This window comes from Kitasatospora sp. NPDC005856, assembly GCF_040629945.1.
In the GTDB taxonomy this organism is placed as follows: Bacteria; Actinomycetota; Actinomycetes; order Streptomycetales; family Streptomycetaceae; genus Kitasatospora.
In genome coordinates this window covers 1-15,314 of record NZ_JBEXWT010000144.1, presented here as the reverse complement: position 1 = coordinate 15,314, position 15,314 = coordinate 1, and the positions used below count along the sequence as shown (strand labels likewise).

The 15,314-nt window shown below is 74.2% G+C and carries 13 protein-coding genes and 1 pseudogene; 10 read left to right on the top strand and 4 right to left on the bottom strand.

Annotated features, from left to right (window positions below):
• Both ABZ449_RS40070 and ABZ449_RS40065 read left to right on the top strand, forming a co-directional pair.
• Window positions 1-1,358 (top strand): annotated as a pseudogene (locus tag ABZ449_RS40070) (family 2 glycosyl transferase); the annotation flags it as partial.
• Window positions 1,359-1,364: 6 nt separating this feature from the next.
• Window positions 1,365-3,098 (top strand): DUF5719 family protein, encoded by a 1,734-nt coding sequence (locus tag ABZ449_RS40065; protein ID WP_360356540.1) that lies wholly within the window; start codon window positions 1,365-1,367, stop codon window positions 3,096-3,098.
• A 41-nt stretch (window positions 3,099-3,139) separates the two neighbouring features.
• On the opposite strand, the gene ABZ449_RS40060 is transcribed toward ABZ449_RS40065, so the two are convergent.
• On the bottom strand, window positions 3,140-3,592 hold the full coding sequence (locus ABZ449_RS40060; RefSeq protein ID WP_360356537.1) for a metallopeptidase family protein: 453 nt from the start codon (window positions 3,590-3,592) through the stop codon (window positions 3,140-3,142).
• A gap of 163 nt (window positions 3,593-3,755) precedes the next feature.
• Between ABZ449_RS40060 and ABZ449_RS40055 the strand changes: the two genes are divergently transcribed.
• From ABZ449_RS40055 to ahcY, 6 genes are all read left to right on the top strand, one after another.
• Complete coding sequence (locus ABZ449_RS40055; RefSeq protein WP_360356534.1) at window positions 3,756-4,121, top strand: DUF3499 domain-containing protein; 366 nt, start codon at window positions 3,756-3,758, stop codon at window positions 4,119-4,121.
• A 127-nt stretch (window positions 4,122-4,248) separates the two neighbouring features.
• Window positions 4,249-5,634: a phosphomannomutase/phosphoglucomutase gene (locus tag ABZ449_RS40050; RefSeq protein ID WP_360356531.1), complete on the top strand. Its 1,386-nt coding sequence runs from the start codon at window positions 4,249-4,251 to the stop codon at window positions 5,632-5,634.
• Between the two features lie 95 nt (window positions 5,635-5,729).
• A complete protein-coding gene (locus ABZ449_RS40045; protein WP_030061300.1) occupies window positions 5,730-5,912 on the top strand; it encodes a Trm112 family protein in 183 nt (60 codons plus the stop codon).
• Between the two features lie 101 nt (window positions 5,913-6,013).
• Window positions 6,014-7,264 carry an SIS domain-containing protein gene (locus ABZ449_RS40040; protein WP_360356528.1) on the top strand — a complete coding sequence of 417 codons (1,251 nt, stop codon included), beginning with the start codon at window positions 6,014-6,016 and terminating at the stop codon, window positions 7,262-7,264.
• 156 nt (window positions 7,265-7,420) lie between these two features.
• Window positions 7,421-8,398: a cation diffusion facilitator family transporter gene (locus ABZ449_RS40035; RefSeq protein ID WP_360356525.1), complete on the top strand. Its 978-nt coding sequence runs from the start codon at window positions 7,421-7,423 to the stop codon at window positions 8,396-8,398.
• A gap of 336 nt (window positions 8,399-8,734) precedes the next feature.
• Window positions 8,735-10,183: an adenosylhomocysteinase gene (gene ahcY, locus ABZ449_RS40030; protein ID WP_360356523.1), complete on the top strand. Its 1,449-nt coding sequence runs from the start codon at window positions 8,735-8,737 to the stop codon at window positions 10,181-10,183.
• A gap of 64 nt (window positions 10,184-10,247) precedes the next feature.
• On the opposite strand, the gene ABZ449_RS40025 is transcribed toward ahcY, so the two are convergent.
• Both ABZ449_RS40025 and ABZ449_RS40020 read right to left on the bottom strand, forming a co-directional pair.
• Window positions 10,248-11,282 (bottom strand): hypothetical protein, encoded by a 1,035-nt coding sequence (locus tag ABZ449_RS40025; RefSeq protein ID WP_360356520.1) that lies wholly within the window; start codon window positions 11,280-11,282, stop codon window positions 10,248-10,250.
• Entirely contained in the window at window positions 11,279-11,791 is a 513-nt protein-coding gene (locus ABZ449_RS40020) for a SigE family RNA polymerase sigma factor (protein WP_360356513.1), read from the bottom strand. Before ABZ449_RS40020 ends, ABZ449_RS40025 begins: the two co-directional genes overlap by 4 nt.
• Before the next feature lie 108 nt (window positions 11,792-11,899).
• Here ABZ449_RS40020 and ABZ449_RS40015 point away from each other — a divergent pair, with 108 nt between their 5' ends.
• Window positions 11,900-12,538: a hypothetical protein gene (locus ABZ449_RS40015; RefSeq protein ID WP_360356511.1), complete on the top strand. Its 639-nt coding sequence runs from the start codon at window positions 11,900-11,902 to the stop codon at window positions 12,536-12,538.
• A gap of 28 nt (window positions 12,539-12,566) precedes the next feature.
• On the opposite strand, the gene ABZ449_RS40010 is transcribed toward ABZ449_RS40015, so the two are convergent.
• Window positions 12,567-13,586 carry an RDD family protein gene (locus ABZ449_RS40010; protein WP_360356509.1) on the bottom strand — a complete coding sequence of 340 codons (1,020 nt, stop codon included), beginning with the start codon at window positions 13,584-13,586 and terminating at the stop codon, window positions 12,567-12,569.
• A 339-nt stretch (window positions 13,587-13,925) separates the two neighbouring features.
• Between ABZ449_RS40010 and ABZ449_RS40005 the strand changes: the two genes are divergently transcribed.
• The gene (locus ABZ449_RS40005; protein ID WP_360356507.1) at window positions 13,926-14,930 is read left to right on the top strand and encodes a stage II sporulation protein M; all 1,005 of its coding nucleotides are present in this window, start codon (window positions 13,926-13,928) and stop codon (window positions 14,928-14,930) included.
• Window positions 14,931-15,314: the final 384 nt, after the last annotated feature.

Below are 15,314 nucleotides of genomic sequence, written 5' to 3'. Positions count from 1 at the left end.
AGACGATGACCGCGGCCAGCGCGGGCGTCGACGACCTCACCGGTCACCCCGGCAAGACCACCACCACGGTGGCCCTGGACTTCGGCCGGATCACGACCCGCACCCTGGTCGTCACCGGGGAGAAGAACGGCGGCGCGGTCCGCTACACCGTGCTGCGCGGCGCCGGTCTGACGCTCGGCCAGGCCGAGTCCACCGTCGACCCGGCGACCGGCACCCAGGACGGCCTGAACAAGATGGTCGGCAGCCTGCTGGCCGGCTCCGGTGCCGACCAGGCGAGCGCCCTGGCCGGCTACGGCATCGCCTACGTGCTGGTCCAGCAGCCGGTGATCGACGTCTTCAAGGACGTCCTGGACACCACCCCCGGCCTGGTCAAGGCCAACCAGGACGGCGCCGCCGCGCTCTGGCAGGTCAACGGCACCCCCGCGGTCCGCGCGGTGATCACCGCCCCGGGGGCCGACCCGGTGGTCGTCCCGTCCGGGGCCCGCGACCTGTCCGCCACCGTCCCGGCCGGCCCGGACGGCCGGGTGCTGCGGCTCGCCGAGTCCGCCGCCCCGGAGTGGAAGGCCACCGTGGACGGCACCGCGCTGGAGCCCACCACGGTCGACGGCTGGGCGCAGGGCTTCAAGCTCCCGGCCGCCGGCGGCAAGCTGACCGTCACCCGGGAGGGCGGCGCCGCCCACACCGGCTGGATCTGGGCCCAGGTGCTGCTCGGCCTCACCATCCTGGTGCTGGCCCTGCCCGGCCGCCGCAGCCACAAGGACGACGACCTGCCCGAGGAGGCGGTCGCCGCCGCCGCGCTGGCCGCCGCCGCCCAGGCTCAGGCCCCCACCCCCGGCAGCCGCCGGGCCCGCCGGATGGCCGAGCGCGGAGAGGGCGGCGAGGGCGCCGACGGCGCCGAGGGCGGTGCGGAGGAGTCCGGGGTGTACGACCGGCCGGGCGCGATCCCGGCGCAGCCCACCGGCGAGCCGGTGACCGGAGCCGTCCAGGCGGCCGCCGCCATCCAGGACGCCGAGCAGTACACCGATCCGTACCAGGCCTACCAGCAGGCCGATCCGTACAGCTACGACCAGTACGCGGCCCAGCAGCCGGTCGCCGCGCCGTACGGCGGCCAGGGCTACGACGCGAACGGCTACGAGACCCACGGGTACGACGGCGGCCGGCCGCAGGACTACGAGCAGCCGTACCAGCCCGGACAGCAGCAGCCGTACGGCTACGACGCCCACGGGTACGACGGCCACCAGCAGCAGCCGGAGCAGCAGCCCTGGCTGCCGGGCCAGCAGCAGGGCGAGCCCTACTACGACCCGAACGACCCCAACGGCCCCGGCCGGTACCCGCACCAGCACGGATCGGGGAGCTGACCCGCGATGAAGAAGCCCGCATTCAGGAAGAAGTCCGGCGCCGGCGAGCCCGTCGAGCCCGTCGAGCCGGCCGGGCCCGCCGTCGCGGCGGAGCCGTCCGGGTCCGCCCCGGCCGCCCGCCCCGCCCGCGGCCGGTTCGCCGCCGGGGCCGGGGCCGGCGGCGCGGCCAGGACCACCCCGTCCCTGCTCGCCGCGGCCGTGGTGCTCGCGGCGGTGTTCGGGATCGCCGAGGTGCGTCCGCCGGCCGCCCCGGTCGGGGCGGGCACCGGAACCGCCCCGACCACCGCGCAGGTCGAGCGGACCTCGGCGGTCTGCCCGCAGCCGCTCCAGGGCCTGACCGGCTCCACCACGCTCACCGCCTACACCCCGCCCGGGACGGGCTCCGCCACCGGCGGGTCCGGGTGGCTCTCGGACGCGGCCGCGCCCGCCGCCCAGCCGAGCGCCGCCCCCACCGCCCCGGCGACCCCGGCCGCCCCGGCCCCGACCGGCTCGGGCGCCCCCGCCGCTCCGGCCCAGGACAAGAACGCGGCACCCGCCGACGCCCGGCTGACGCTGTCCAAGCCCGGAACCCCGGGCACCGGTCCGGCCGCCAACGGCGACGCCGCGCCCGGCAGCGGGGCGGTCGCCACCGGCGCCCTCGCCCCCGGCTTCACCGTCACCCAGACCACCGTGGTCACCGAGCAGCGCGGCATCGGCCTGTCCGGCCTCACCTGCACCCCGGCCGGGACCGGCTTCTGGTTCGCCGGGGCCAGCACCGCCGGCGACCGGGTCGACTACGTCAGCCTGGTCAACACCGAGTCCTCCGCCGCGGTGGTCGACATCAAGCTGTACGGCGACAAGGGCCTGATCGACAACGACGCGGCCAACGGGATCACCGTCTCGCCCGGCAGCTCCCAGTCCGTCCTGCTGCCGACCATCAGCAAGGGCGCGGTCGCCGACCTCGCGGTGCACGTGGTGGTGCGCTCCGGACGGGTCGGCGCCGCGCTGCACGCCGCCGACGGCGGCAAGGGCGCGGACTGGATCCCGGCCTCGGCCGACCCGGCCCCCGTCCAGGTGCTGCCCGGCCTGCCCGCCGACACCTCCTCCGCCCGCCTGGTGGTCTGGGCGCCGCCGGAGGACGACGCCGACCTCAAGATCCAGCTGTCCGGCAAGAACGGCTGGTTCAGCCCGGCCGGCAACGAGTCCATCCACGTCAAGGCGGGCATGGTGGCCGCCGTCGACCTCGGCAAGGTCACCCGCGACGAGGTCGCCGGGCTGCGGCTGTCGCCCAGCGACGACAAGCACCGCACCCCGATCGTGGCCGGCCTGCGGATCGACCGGGCGGCGGCCAACGGCAAGTCCGACGCGGCCTGGCTCACCGGCAGCAGTCCGGTCGGTGCCCGCGCCACCGTCGCCGACAACCGGGCCGGCGCCTCCACGCTCTACCTGACCTCCGGCGGCGAGGCCGCCACCGTCCGGGTCACCGCCTCGGCCGGCAGCGGCGGCGGCACCCCGGCCACCAAGGAGGTCCAGATCCCGGCCGGCGGCACGGTCGCCCTCCCGGCCCCCGAGCCCGCCGGGCTGAACGGCGTCTTCGCGCTCACCGTGGAGACCGTCTCCGGCGGCCCGGTGATGGCCGCCCGGATGCTGTCCCTGCCGGCCAAGGACGTGCCGATGTTCACCGTCCAGGCGCTGCGGGACGACCGCAGCACCGTCAAGGTCCCGCAGGCCGGCCAGGACCCGGGCGTCGTCCTGCGCTGAGCGGCCGACGGGGCGGCACCCCTGGTGCCGCCCCGTCGGGTTCAGTCCTCGTCGTAGCGCGGGTCGATGGCGTCCGGGGACAGCCCCAGCAGCTCGGCGACCTGCTCGATCAGGATCTCGTGCACCAGCGCCGCGCGGTCCTCGCGGGTCTTCGCCCGGATCTCCACCGGCCGCCGGTACACCACGATCTGGCTCTTGCGCCCCTGCTGGCCCGGCGACACCCGCCCCAGCGGCACGCCGTCCTCGACGTCGGCGCCGTCCGGCTCGTGCAGCGGCACCTCCTGGACGGCGAACTCCACCTCGATCAACTGCGGCCACCGCCGTTCGAGGCGCTCCACCGACTCGCGCACGTAGTCGTCGAACAGTTCGGAGCGGGTGAGCGAGATCGGCACCTGGGGCGGCGCCAGCGGGCCGCGCAGGCCCCGCCCGTGCCGGTCGCGGTGCCGGGGGCGGCGCGCCGGGCCTGTCGATGACTGCGGTGCGGAGCTGTCCATATCACTGCCGAGGGTAGTCCTTGGACGGTCGGAAGTGGACCACTCCGACGGGGAATCGCGCGGGGCGTCGGATGCGCGGCCCGGCGCCCGCGGTGCGACACGGCACCCCTTCCGGGCAGGCGGTCTTCGCTCCCCGGCGAGGAGTGCGGTACCGTCCACCCTCGTGAGCTCTGTACGTCGTTGTTCGCGGACCGCGTGCGGCCGGCCGGCCGTCGCGACGCTGACGTACGTCTACGCGGACTCCACCGCCGTCCTCGGCCCGCTCGCCACCTACGCCGAGCCGCACTGCTACGACCTGTGCGCCGAGCACGCCGAGCGCCTCACCGCCCCGCGCGGCTGGGAGGTCGTCCGGCTCGCCGCCGAGGCCGGGCCGCTGCGTCGCAGCAGCGACGACCTGGAGGCGCTGGCCAACGCCGTGCGCGAGGCCGCCCGCCCGCAGACCTCCCGTCAGGGCCGCGGCCCCGAGGGCGAGTCCACCGAGGGCGGCCGCCGCGGCCACCTCCGGGTCCTGCGCTCGCCCGACAACTGAGCCCTCACCCGGCACGGGGCATTCGTCCGGCCCGGGTACGCTGCCCGTCTACCGTCACCGCGCCCGTCGTCCGACGCGCGCGGACCCGACGTTTCGTGATCAGTCCTAAGACCAGGGTGGAGCCGCAGTGCGCGACCTCAAGCAGCTCGTGAAGGCGTACGACGTCCGAGGCGTCGTCCCGGACCAGTGGGACGAGAGCCTGTCCCGGGCCTTCGGTGCCGCGTTCGTGCAGGTCACCGGCGCGACCGCGATCGTGGTCGGGCACGACATGCGGCCCTCCTCCCCGTCGCTGAGCCTGGCCTTCGCCGAGGGCGCCGCGGCCTACGGCGCCGACGTGGTGCAGATCGGGCTGTGCTCCACCGACCAGCTGTACTACGCCAGCGGCAAGCTGGACCTGCCCGGCGCGATGTTCACCGCCAGCCACAACCCGGCCCAGTACAACGGCATCAAGCTGTGCCGGGCCGGCGCCGCCCCGGTCGGCCAGGACACCGGCCTGTCCGAGATCCGCGAGCTGGTCGAGTCCTGGACGGCCGAGGACGACACCGTCACCGTCCCGGCCAGGGACGTGAAGCCGGGCGGGCTGTCCGCCCAGGACACCCTGCGCGGCTACGCCGACCACCTGCTGGGCCTGGTCGACCTCACCGGGATCCGCCCGCTCAAGGTCGCGGTGGACGCCGGCAACGGCATGGGCGGCCACACCGTGCCGACTGTCTTCGACGGCCTGCCGATCGAGCTCGTCCCGATGTACTTCGAGCTGGACGGCACCTTCCCGAACCACGAGGCCAACCCGCTCGACCCGAAGAACCTGGTCGACCTCCAGGCCAGGGTCCGCGAGGTCGGCGCCGACCTGGGCCTGGCCTTCGACGGCGACGCCGACCGCTGCTTCGTCGTGGACGAGCGCGGCGAGCCGGTCTCCCCGTCGGCGATCACCGCCCTGGTCGCCGCCCGCGAGATCGCCCGCGCCCGCGCCGCCGGCGAGGCCGAGCCGACGGTCATCCACAACCTGATCACCTCCTGGACCGTCCCCGAGGTGGTCCGCGAGCTCGGCGCCAAGCCGGTGCGCACCCGGGTCGGCCACTCCTTCATCAAGCAGGAGATGGCCGAGACCGACGCCGTCTTCGGCGGCGAGCACTCCGCGCACTACTACTTCCGCGACTTCTGGCGCGCCGACACCGGCATGCTGGCCGCCCTGCACGTGCTGGCCGCGCTCGGCGGGCAGCCGGGCACGCTGTCCGCGCTCACCGCCGAGTACGACCGCTACGCCGCCTCCGGCGAGATCAACAGCACCGTGGCCGACCAGTCCGCCAGCACCGCCGCCGTCCGCGCCGCCTACGCCGGCGGGGAGGACACCACGGTGGACGAGCTGGACGGCCTGACCGTGGCCGGCCCGGACTGGTGGTTCAACCTGCGCGCCTCCAACACCGAGCCGCTGCTGCGCCTGAACGTCGAGGCCAAGGACCCGGCGAAGATGGCCGAGCTGCGCGACGGCGTGCTCGCCGTCGTCCGCGGCTGAGCCACGAGCCTGATCACGGGCCTCGGTGCCCCGGCCGGTAGGGTTTCCTATCGGCCGGGGCACCTTCGTGCCACCCCCGAACTTTGGAGAGCCCCATGAAGCTCGAATCCTTCCTGCTGGAGATCCTGGTCTGCCCGCAGTGCCGGGCCGCGCTCGTCGAGGGCGGCACCGAGGAGCAGCCCGAGCTGGTCTGCACCGGCGCGGACTGCGGCCTCGCGTACCCGGTCCGCGACGGCATTCCGGTCCTCCTGGTGGACGAGGCCCGCCGCCCGGCCTGATGCTGGGGGCGTTCCCCGGGGCGCGAGCCGCCCCGACCGCCCCGCCCCGACCGCCCGGCGCGCAGCGCGCGCCCAGAGGACCGCAGCCGGAGGTTCGCCGCATGCTCGACGACACCCTGCTCGACGATCCGGCCGCCCTTCGGCGCGCCGACCACGACCGCGCCCTGCTGGCCCTGGCCGGCGCGGGCGCGCGGGTCCGCACCGCGCTGCGGCAGGCCGAGGCGGCCGGTCTCGACCGGCTGCGGCCGGACGGTCGGCCGCGGTCCGTCCTGGTCGCCGGGCACGGCAGCGCGCTGACCGCCGCCGAGATGCTGTCCGCGCTGGCCGGCACGGCCTCGCTGGTCGTTGCGCTGCCGCCGACCGAGGCGGCCGCCCCGCGCGCCGACCGGGCCGGCGCCCCGCCCGCCTTCACCGCCGGGCTCGGCTGGCAGCTGCCCGGCTGGGCCGGCCCGCTGGACCTGCTGGTGATCAGCTCCGCCGACGGCGGTGAGCGGGGCCTGGTCGCCCTCGCCGAGCAGGCGTACGCGCGCGGCTGCGCGATCGTCGTCACCGCCCCGGCCGGCAGCGCGCTGGCCGAGGCCGCGCTGCAGGTGCGCGCGCTGCCGCTGCCCTTCGTGACCTCGGTGCTGTCCGAGGAGCCCGCGCCGGTGGCGGCCGCCGAGCCGGACCTGCCGGCCGAGGACCCGGCGGCGCTCTGGTCCCACCTCACCCCGCTGCTGGCACTGGCCCAGAAGATCGGCCTCACCCAGCTGCCGTACGACGCGCTGCCGGCCGTCGCCGACCTGCTGGACGCCACCGCGGTGCGCTGCCGCCCGGACGCCGCCGCGTACACCAACCCGGCGAAGGGCCTGGCCGCCCGGCTGGCCGGGACCGTCCCGCTGCTGTGGGCCGAGGGCCCGATCGCCGGGGCGGCCGCCTCCCGCTTCGCCGCCCAGCTGGCCGACCGGGCCGGGCGCCCGGCGCTGGCCGGTCCGCTGCCGCAGGTGCTCACCGCCCACCGCGGCATGTTCACCGGGCAGCTGGGGGCGGGCGCCGACCCGGACGACTTCTTCCGCGACCGGGTCGAGGAGCCGGACCCGCTGCACCTGCAGGTCCTGCTGCTGCGGCACGCCCCGGGCGCGGCCGGCCCGGCGGCCGAGGGCGAGCAGGACGGACCGGCCGAGGTGCCGGAGGAGGACGCGGGGCCGCGCAGCTTCGGCGTGGCGCGGGCGCACCGGCTGGCCGCCGCGCACGACGTCCGGCTGACCGAGTACGCGAGCGCCCGGCCGGACGCGCTGCACGCGCTGGCCGACCTGGTCGCGCTGACCGACTTCGCCGCCGTCTACCTGGGGCTCGCCGCGGCGCAGTCCTGAGCGGGTCGGCCGGGTGGAACCTCCCGGCCGGTACGGTAAGCGCTCGACGAGCTGATCGAACCGTGAGGACTTTGCAGGCATGAGCGAGCGCAGGGAGCTCATCATCAGAAGGCGCGTGTTGTGCGAAGCGCCCGCCGAGCGTGGCGAGGCGGTCGCATGAGTACCGAGGGCGGCACCAAGGCACTGATCGCGGCCCTGTCCGCGAACCTGGCGATCGCGGCGGGCAAGTTCATCGCCTTCGGCTTCACCGGCTCCTCCTCGATGCTGGCCGAGGGCGTGCACTCGGTGGCCGACTCCGGCAACCAGGTGCTGCTCCTGGTCGGCGGCAAGCGGGCGCGCCGGGAGGCCGACGAGGAGCACCCCTTCGGGTACGGCCGCGAGCGCTACGTGTACGGCTTCCTGGTGGCCATCGTGCTGTTCAGCGTCGGTGGCCTGTTCGCGATCTACGAGGGCTGGCACAAGATCAGCCACCCGGAGACGCTGGACGCCTGGGGCTGGGCGGTCGGCGTGCTGGTCTTCGCCATCGCGATGGAGGGCTGGTCCTTCCTCACCGCGATGCGGGAGTCCTCCAAGGCCAAGGGCAGGCAGGGCTGGGTGCAGTTCATCCGCACCGCCAAGGCGCCGGAACTGCCGGTGGTGCTGCTGGAGGACACCGGCGCGCTGATCGGTCTGGTGCTCGCGCTGTTCGGCGTCGGGCTCACCGTGATCACCGGGGACGGCGTCTGGGACGGCGTCGGCACCCTGTGCATCGGCGTCCTGCTGGTGGTGATCGCCGTGGTGCTCGCCCTGGAGACCAAGTCGCTGCTGCTCGGTGAGTCGGCGAGCAAGGAGTCGGTGGGCCGGATCCGGGAGGCGCTGGTGGACGGCGAGATCGTCACCGGGGTGATCCACATGCGCACCCTGCACCTCGGCCCGGAGGAGCTGCTGGTCGCCGCCAAGATCGCCGTCAACGCCGAGGACAGCGCCGCCCGGGTGGCGGAGGCGATCGACGCGGCCGAGGAGCGGGTCCGCGCGGCCGTCCCGATCGCCCGGGCGATCTACCTGGAGCCCGACGTGTACAGCGCCGAGAAGGCCGCGGCGGGCGACGACCCGGCCGCCACGCCCGGCGGCCCGGGCCCGACCGGCGCGCACTGACGCCTCCCGGCCCCGCGGCCGTGGCCCCCGGGGTCCGGCCGCGGAGCCGGTCTGACCGGAGGCCGAAATCGGTCATCGGCGGACGGCCGACAGGGCCGTCGGTGTAGATTCGTCACCAGAGCCAGAACGTCGCTGCTGATGGCGGTCGATCGGCGGTCCGCACCCGTAGGGTGTGCGCCGGTCGAGGGAGAGAGGTCCTCCGACGGTTTGTGCTGCGCAACGGGAGGCCGGTCCACGACGGACCCGGCGGTCCCGGCGTGGCCGTGCACCCGTACGGTCGCGCGAGCGACGCACGCCCGGACCTTTGGCCCCACCCCATCAGCGAGGAGCAGACGCATGTCGACCGACATCACCGGTGACTTCAAGGTCGCCGACCTTTCCCTGGCGCCGTTCGGCCGCAAGGAGATCCAGCTGGCCGAGCACGAGATGCCCGGTCTGATGGCGATCCGCGCCGAGTACGCCGAGTCGCAGCCGCTGGCCGGCGCCCGGATCACCGGCTCGCTGCACATGACCGTGCAGACCGCCGTCCTGATCGAGACCCTGACGGCGCTCGGCGCCGAGGTCCGCTGGTGCTCCTGCAACATCTTCTCCACCCAGGACCACGCGGCCGCGGCCATCGCCGTCGGCCCCGAGGGCACCCCGGAGAACCCGCAGGGCGTGCCGGTCTTCGCCTGGAAGGGCGAGACCCTGGACGAGTACTGGTGGTGCACCGAGCAGGCCCTGACCTGGCCCGACGGCAAGACCCCGAACATGATCCTGGACGACGGCGGCGACGCCACCCTGCTGATCCACAAGGGTGTCGAGTTCGAGAAGGCCGGCGCCGCGCCGGACCCGTCCACCGCGGACAACGACGAGTTCCGGATCATCCTGGAGCTGCTCAACCGCACCCTCAAGGACACCCCGAACAAGTGGACCGAGGTCGCCGCCACGATCAAGGGCGTGACCGAGGAGACCACCACCGGTGTCCACCGCCTGTACGAGATGCACCGTGACGGCAAGCTGCTGTTCCCGGCCATCAACGTCAACGACGCCGTCACCAAGTCGAAGTTCGACAACAAGTACGGCTGCCGCCACTCGCTGATCGACGGCATCAACCGCGCCACCGACGTCCTGATCGGCGGCAAGGTCGCCGTCGTCTGCGGTTACGGCGACGTCGGCAAGGGCTGCGCCGAGTCGCTGCGCGGCCAGGGCGCCCGCGTGATCATCACCGAGATCGACCCGATCTGCGCGCTCCAGGCCGCGATGGACGGCTACCAGGTCACCACCCTGGAGGAGGTCGTCTCGATCGCCGACATCTTCATCACCACCACGGGCAACAAGGACATCATCCTTGCCTCGCACATGGAGCAGATGAAGCACCAGGCGATCGTCGGCAACATCGGCCACTTCGACAACGAGATCGACATCGCGGGCCTGGCGAAGCTGCCCGGCATCGTGAAGACCGAGGTCAAGCCGCAGGTCCACGAGTGGCGCTTCGCCGACGGCCACACCATCATCATGCTGTCCGAGGGCCGCCTGCTGAACCTGGGCAACGCGACCGGCCACCCGTCCTTCGTGATGTCCAACTCCTTCGCCAACCAGACGATCGCCCAGATCGAGCTGTTCACGAAGACCGAGCAGTACCCGATCGGCGTCTACGTGCTGCCGAAGCACCTGGACGAGAAGGTCGCCCGCCTGCACCTCGACGCGCTGGGCGTGAAGCTGACCACCCTGACCCAGGAGCAGGCCGACTACATCGGCGTCCCGGTCGAGGGCCCGTACAAGGCCGAGCAGTACCGCTACTGATCGGTGCACCGTCCGGCGGCCGGCTCCTCCCACGGGAGGCGCCGGCCGTCGGCGTTCCGGGGCGTCAGAGGCCCCCGCCGGTGCTCCAGGAGGCCTCGTCCGCGCCGAGCACGGTGAACCGGGTGAGCAGGCCGGCCGGCCCGCCGATCCCCTGCACCGACGGGATCCCCGTCGCGGTGCCGTTGACGCAGAGCTGGACGCCCTTCTCGACCCGGCAGACCGGGGTGCCGCCGTCCGGCCTGCCGTCCGCGAAGACCCCGAAGCCGTCCGGCTGGACGGTGACGCTCAGCCACTTCCCGCCGACGGTGTACGAGAGCATGGCGCTCCACGGGGGCTCGGAGTCCTTGGACGGCCGGTGGACCTCGACGTTGCGCACCTTGAGGTCGGCGGGCACGCCGGTCGGCCGCACCGGGAACGGGACGTCCCGGTCGCCGAAGCGGACGTCGGCCGCGACCCGGAGCAGGTCGTCCTTGACCTTCGCCCCCGTCCACACCGTGGCGCGCAGCTCGGCCCAGCGGCCGGAGGCGGTCAGCCAGCGCAGGCCGACCGGGGCTCCCGACGCGTCGGTGACCAGCCAGTGGGCTTCCCGGCCGGCGACCGCGGGCGCGGCGACGGTGTGGGTCCCGGGGGCGAGGGACGCACCGGTGTCGCGCAGCAGTTCGAGCCTCAGGGCGGGGACGGCGTTCTCGACGGCGGTCGTGGTGGCCGCGGTGACGACGGACCGGCCGTCGCTGTTCGCGTGGCCGACGGCCGGCCGGGCCAGCCACGGCGGCAGCCAGCCGAAGCCGGCCTCGGCGCTCAGCGGGCCGGTGGCCACCGGCGTCGGCGTGGTGGTGGGGGACGGCGCGAGCGTGGACGGGGCGGTCGGCGCGGGCACGGCCGGTACTGGCGGTCCGCCGGACGGGCGCAACAGCAGCACACCGGCCAGGACGGCGGCGGTCGACCCGGCCACCGCGCCGATCAGCGCCCGTCGGCGGCGGCGCAGCCGGACCCGCCCGCGGGCGATCGCCGCCGGGGCGTCGAGTGCGGCGGGCGGCGCCGGGGCCTCGGCGAGGGCGCTCAGCCGGGCGGTCAGATCACGCTGCTCGTGCGTCCTCATGACGTCCTCTCGGCGGTGGCGGGACGAGGGGCGAGCGTCGTCCGGAGGGTGGCGAGGGCGCGGGAGGTCTGGCTCTTCACGTTGCCCGGGGAGCAGCGCATCGCATCGGCGGTCTGGTCGACCGTGAGGTCGCAGTAGTACCGGAGCACCACGGTGGCCCGCTGCCTGGGCGGCAGGGCGGCCAGCGCCCTGCGCAGGTCGAGCTGGACGTCGAGGTCGGCCGCCACCGACGCGACCTCCGTCGGCGTCGCGGTCCGCGTCGTCCGCCGCCACCAGGACGAACGCTGCTCGGCGAGGAAGGTGTTGACCAGCACCCTGCGGGCGTAGCCGTCCAGGTTCTCGACCCGGCCGGCCCGTGACCAGTTGACGTACAGCTTGGTCGCGCACTCCTGCACCAGGTCGTCGGCCCGGTGCCAGTCCCCGCACAGCAGATAGGCGACCTTGCGCAGCCAGCCGCTCCTGGAGGCCAGGTACTCGGTGAACTCCGTGTCGCGCGTCCGCTCCGCCATCCGCACCCCCTCTCGTCGTGGTGGCGACGCCCAGCCGCGTCGTCCGCCGCTCTAATGCGGCCACCGGCCGGAAGGTTGCACGCGCGGTGCACACGTAGGCTTTCCGGCATGCCCAACGGCCGGTACTCGCTCCACGACCCACACGACCACGTCCCGCTCGGGGAGGAGCGCTTCAGCTGCGCGCCCGGGGCGGCCGGGTGGCGGTACGTCTCCAAGACCTACGCGCCGGACGGCCGGGTGCTCGCCAGTACCGACCTCACGCTGGACTCGCGCGCCCGGCCGCTGCGGATGGAGCTGCGGGGCGGCGGCTGGCAGGTGCGCGGTGGGGCGGTGGACGGGGTGGCCTGGGTCCGCACCGACGCGTCCGACCCCGGCGGCGAGCACGCGGCGGAGGGCCACGACCGGGCGCACGCCTTCACCGGCCGCTCGCCGGGCTTCCTGGTCGCCACCGCCCGGCTGCTGAGGCTGCGGGAGGGGGCGAGCGCGCGGGTGCGGCTGGTGGCCTTCACCGAGCCGGTGCTGGCGCCGCGCACCCTCGACCAGGGGTGGCTGCTGGAGGGCGTCGACACCCATGCGACGGACTCCGGGCCGCTGCTGGTCGAGCGGTACCAGGTGGCGGACCTGGAAACGGGCGAACAGCAGGTCGTGCACCTGGCGGGGGACGTGGTCCTGGCGGCTCAGGGCATCGAGCTGGAGGAACTGCAGTCGCCGCCGAACGCCTGGCGGGTGGGGGCGGAGGAGGAGTAGCCGGTCCGTCCGGCCGGGGCGGCCCGGCTCAGGCGGGCGGGGCGAAGCCGGTGCCGGCGACGGGCTTGTCGAGGGACGGAGCCGCCGGGGCCGGGATGGCGGGGGCGACCGGGGCGGTGGGCCGTACGGGCGTCGGCGGGACGGCGGGTGCGGGCTGCTGCGCCGGCAGGCCGAGGACACGGACGGGCCGTCCGCCGACCGCGCCCGTCGGTGCCGGCACGGGGACGGGACCGGAGGCCGGGCGGGGAGCGGGCACCTGGGCGGGGACCGGCCCGGCCGCCCACAGCTGCTCCTGGGCGCGCATCCACTCCCGCCGCTGGCGCTCGGTGAGCACCGCGCCCAGGTACGCCGCCGGGTGGAGCCCCGACGGGATCGGGTGGCCGATCCTGGCGGACAGGTCCCCGGCGAGCCGGGTGGACATCTGGATCATCACCGCCGGGTCCAACTGGCCGACCCGGCCCAGCAGCTGGCGGATGGCCAGCCAGAGCGGCTCCGGTACGGCGGACAGGTCCATCGCGACCAGCTCGTGGCCCATCGACTGCAGCAGGTGCGGGTGCACCGGCGGCAGCGGGGCGAAGCCGCCCGCGCCCGGGGTGCGCTCGCGGACGACCACCGTCCCGGCGAAGATGTCGCCGAGCCGCTTGCCGTCCGAGTGCACAACCGAGGTGATCACGGCCGGGGCGCCGGTCAGCACGATCATCTCGAAGAAGCCGACCAGCCCGCGCACCAGCGAGTGCCGGAACCGCACCGGCCCGCCGTCGGTGCGGACCACCCGCAGGCCGAGCGCGGCCTTGCCGAGCGAACGGCCGCGGGTGAGGGTCTCGACCATCACGGGCACGGCCACCAGGAAGAACACCGTCAGGCCGATCATCACGGCGGCCAGCGCCGCGCCGTCGAGACCGATCAGGGCGAGGCTCAGCAGCAGTGTGAACACCAGCAGGGCGGCGAACTCCACCAGCAGGTCGATCACGATCGCCAGGGCCCTGCTCGGAAGCTTCGCCGTCTGGAGGCCGAGGACGACCGCCTCACCCGTCACCAGGTCGCTCAAGACACCTGTCCGTTCACGTTCTTGGAGCCCGTGCGGCTCGCCCATGGAGATCCGGCCCTGGGAGTGCGGCAGTGTCGGGGGAGGGCATCACCCCGGATCGGTTCCCCCTGACCCGCTCTCCGCAGTCAGATCCGCAGCCGCAAACATACGGGGCCCGGTGGGCGCACGGGAAGTGAGATCCCGACGGCCGGGGCGACGGCCGCTGCTGGCATGCTGGGCCGCACGTGTCCGCCCGGACCCGGTGTCCGCCCGGACCCGCAGCCCGTCCGGATCCGCAGCCCGTCTGGACCCACCCGCGCACGCACGTCCGCGCCCGTCGCCGATCATGGAGCCGCCGAAATGGACCTGGACGTCTTCGTCGCCACCCACCAGGGGGAGTGGGCCCGGCTGGACGCCCTCGCCCGTCGGCGCCGGCTCAGCGGGGAGGAGGCCGACGAGCTGGTCACGCTCTACCAGCGCGCCACCGGACACCTCGCCAAGGTCCAGGCCGCAGCGCCCGATCCGGCCCTGGTGAGCCGGCTGACCGGGCTGGTCTCCCGCGCCCGCAGCGCGGTGACCGGCGCCCGGACCAACGGCTGGCAGGACGTCGCCCGCTACTACACGGTGAGCTTCCCGGCCGCGCTCTACCGCGCGCGCCGCTGGTGGGTGCCGGTGGCGATCGTCTCGATGGTGGCCACCGCACTGCTCGCCTGGTGGATGGCGACCCACCCCGAGGTCCGCAACAGCCTGATCGCCCCCGAGCAGCTCGACGAGATGACCCGCCCCGGCGGCCAGTACGAGACGTACTACTCGGACCGGCCGGCCAGCTCCTTCGCGGCACAGGTCTGGACGAACAACGCCTGGATCGCCGTGCAGTGCCTGCTGTTCGGGATCGCGCTGGGCGTTCCGGTGCTCTACGTGATGTGGACCAACGTGGTCAACCTCGGCATCGGCGTCGGACTGATGGCCTCCGCCGGGCGCCTCGACGTCTTCCTCGGGCTGCTCATTCCGCACGGCCTGCTGGAGCTGACCGCGGTCTTCGTGGCCGGCGGCCTCGGCCTGCGCCTCGGCTGGACCGTGATCGACCCCGGGCCGCGCACCCGCTCGGTGGCGCTGGCCGAACAGGGCCGCGCGATCATCGGAATGTCGATCGGCCTGGCGACGGTCCTGGCGGTCTCCGGAGTCCTGGAGGCCTTCGTGACCCCGTCCGGCCTGCCGACCTGGGCCCGCATCTCCATCGGCGTGCTGGCCGAGGTCGCCTTCCTCCTCTACGCCCTGGTGCTGGGCCGAAGCGCGGCCGAGGACGGAGAGTTCGGTGATCTGGATGCGGCCGATCGGGCGGACCTCCAGCCGGTCGCGGCCTGAGCCGATGTGATCAGCAGGCCCCTGACCTGCTAGTCTTCCTCTCGTCCCGGCCAAACCATTGACGTGGTGAGGGCGGGCTAGTAGGTTCGAACGGTTGGGACCGACTGGACAACGGTCGGGCTCGGGCGTTAGTGTCTACGACACCGCCGAATCGAGGCGAGTGCATTTCACGAAATGCACATCCTCTGACGAAGCAGATCCCACGGACTGAGCACTCCGAAAGCCTTGATAGGCTTCGGAACGAAGTTCGCAGGAAATCCCCCCAGCGGGAAATCGGATGAATGAAGCGCCGGTAAACGGAGCGGAAAACGTCTGGTAAGCTGGAAACACGAAAGAACGAAGCCCGGAGGGTCCGCTGGAAGGCGGTCCGAAGGAAGCGTCCGT

Coding starts and splice junctions, on each gene's coding strand:
- ABZ449_RS40045 (WP_030061300.1), top strand. CDS start 5,730: ATGAAGCTCGAATCCTTCCTGCTGGAGATCCTGGTCTGCCCGCAGTGC.
- ahcY (WP_360356523.1), top strand. CDS start 8,735: ATGTCGACCGACATCACCGGTGACTTCAAGGTCGCCGACCTTTCCCTG.
- ABZ449_RS40065 (WP_360356540.1), top strand. CDS start 1,365: ATGAAGAAGCCCGCATTCAGGAAGAAGTCCGGCGCCGGCGAGCCCGTC.
- ABZ449_RS40060 (WP_360356537.1), bottom strand. CDS start 3,592: ATGGACAGCTCCGCACCGCAGTCATCGACAGGCCCGGCGCGCCGCCCC.
- ABZ449_RS40040 (WP_360356528.1), top strand. CDS start 6,014: ATGCTCGACGACACCCTGCTCGACGATCCGGCCGCCCTTCGGCGCGCC.
- ABZ449_RS40035 (WP_360356525.1), top strand. CDS start 7,421: ATGAGTACCGAGGGCGGCACCAAGGCACTGATCGCGGCCCTGTCCGCG.
- ABZ449_RS40020 (WP_360356513.1), bottom strand. CDS start 11,791: ATGGCGGAGCGGACGCGCGACACGGAGTTCACCGAGTACCTGGCCTCC.
- ABZ449_RS40005 (WP_360356507.1), top strand. CDS start 13,926: ATGGACCTGGACGTCTTCGTCGCCACCCACCAGGGGGAGTGGGCCCGG.
- ABZ449_RS40025 (WP_360356520.1), bottom strand. CDS start 11,282: ATGAGGACGCACGAGCAGCGTGATCTGACCGCCCGGCTGAGCGCCCTC.
- ABZ449_RS40015 (WP_360356511.1), top strand. CDS start 11,900: ATGCCCAACGGCCGGTACTCGCTCCACGACCCACACGACCACGTCCCG.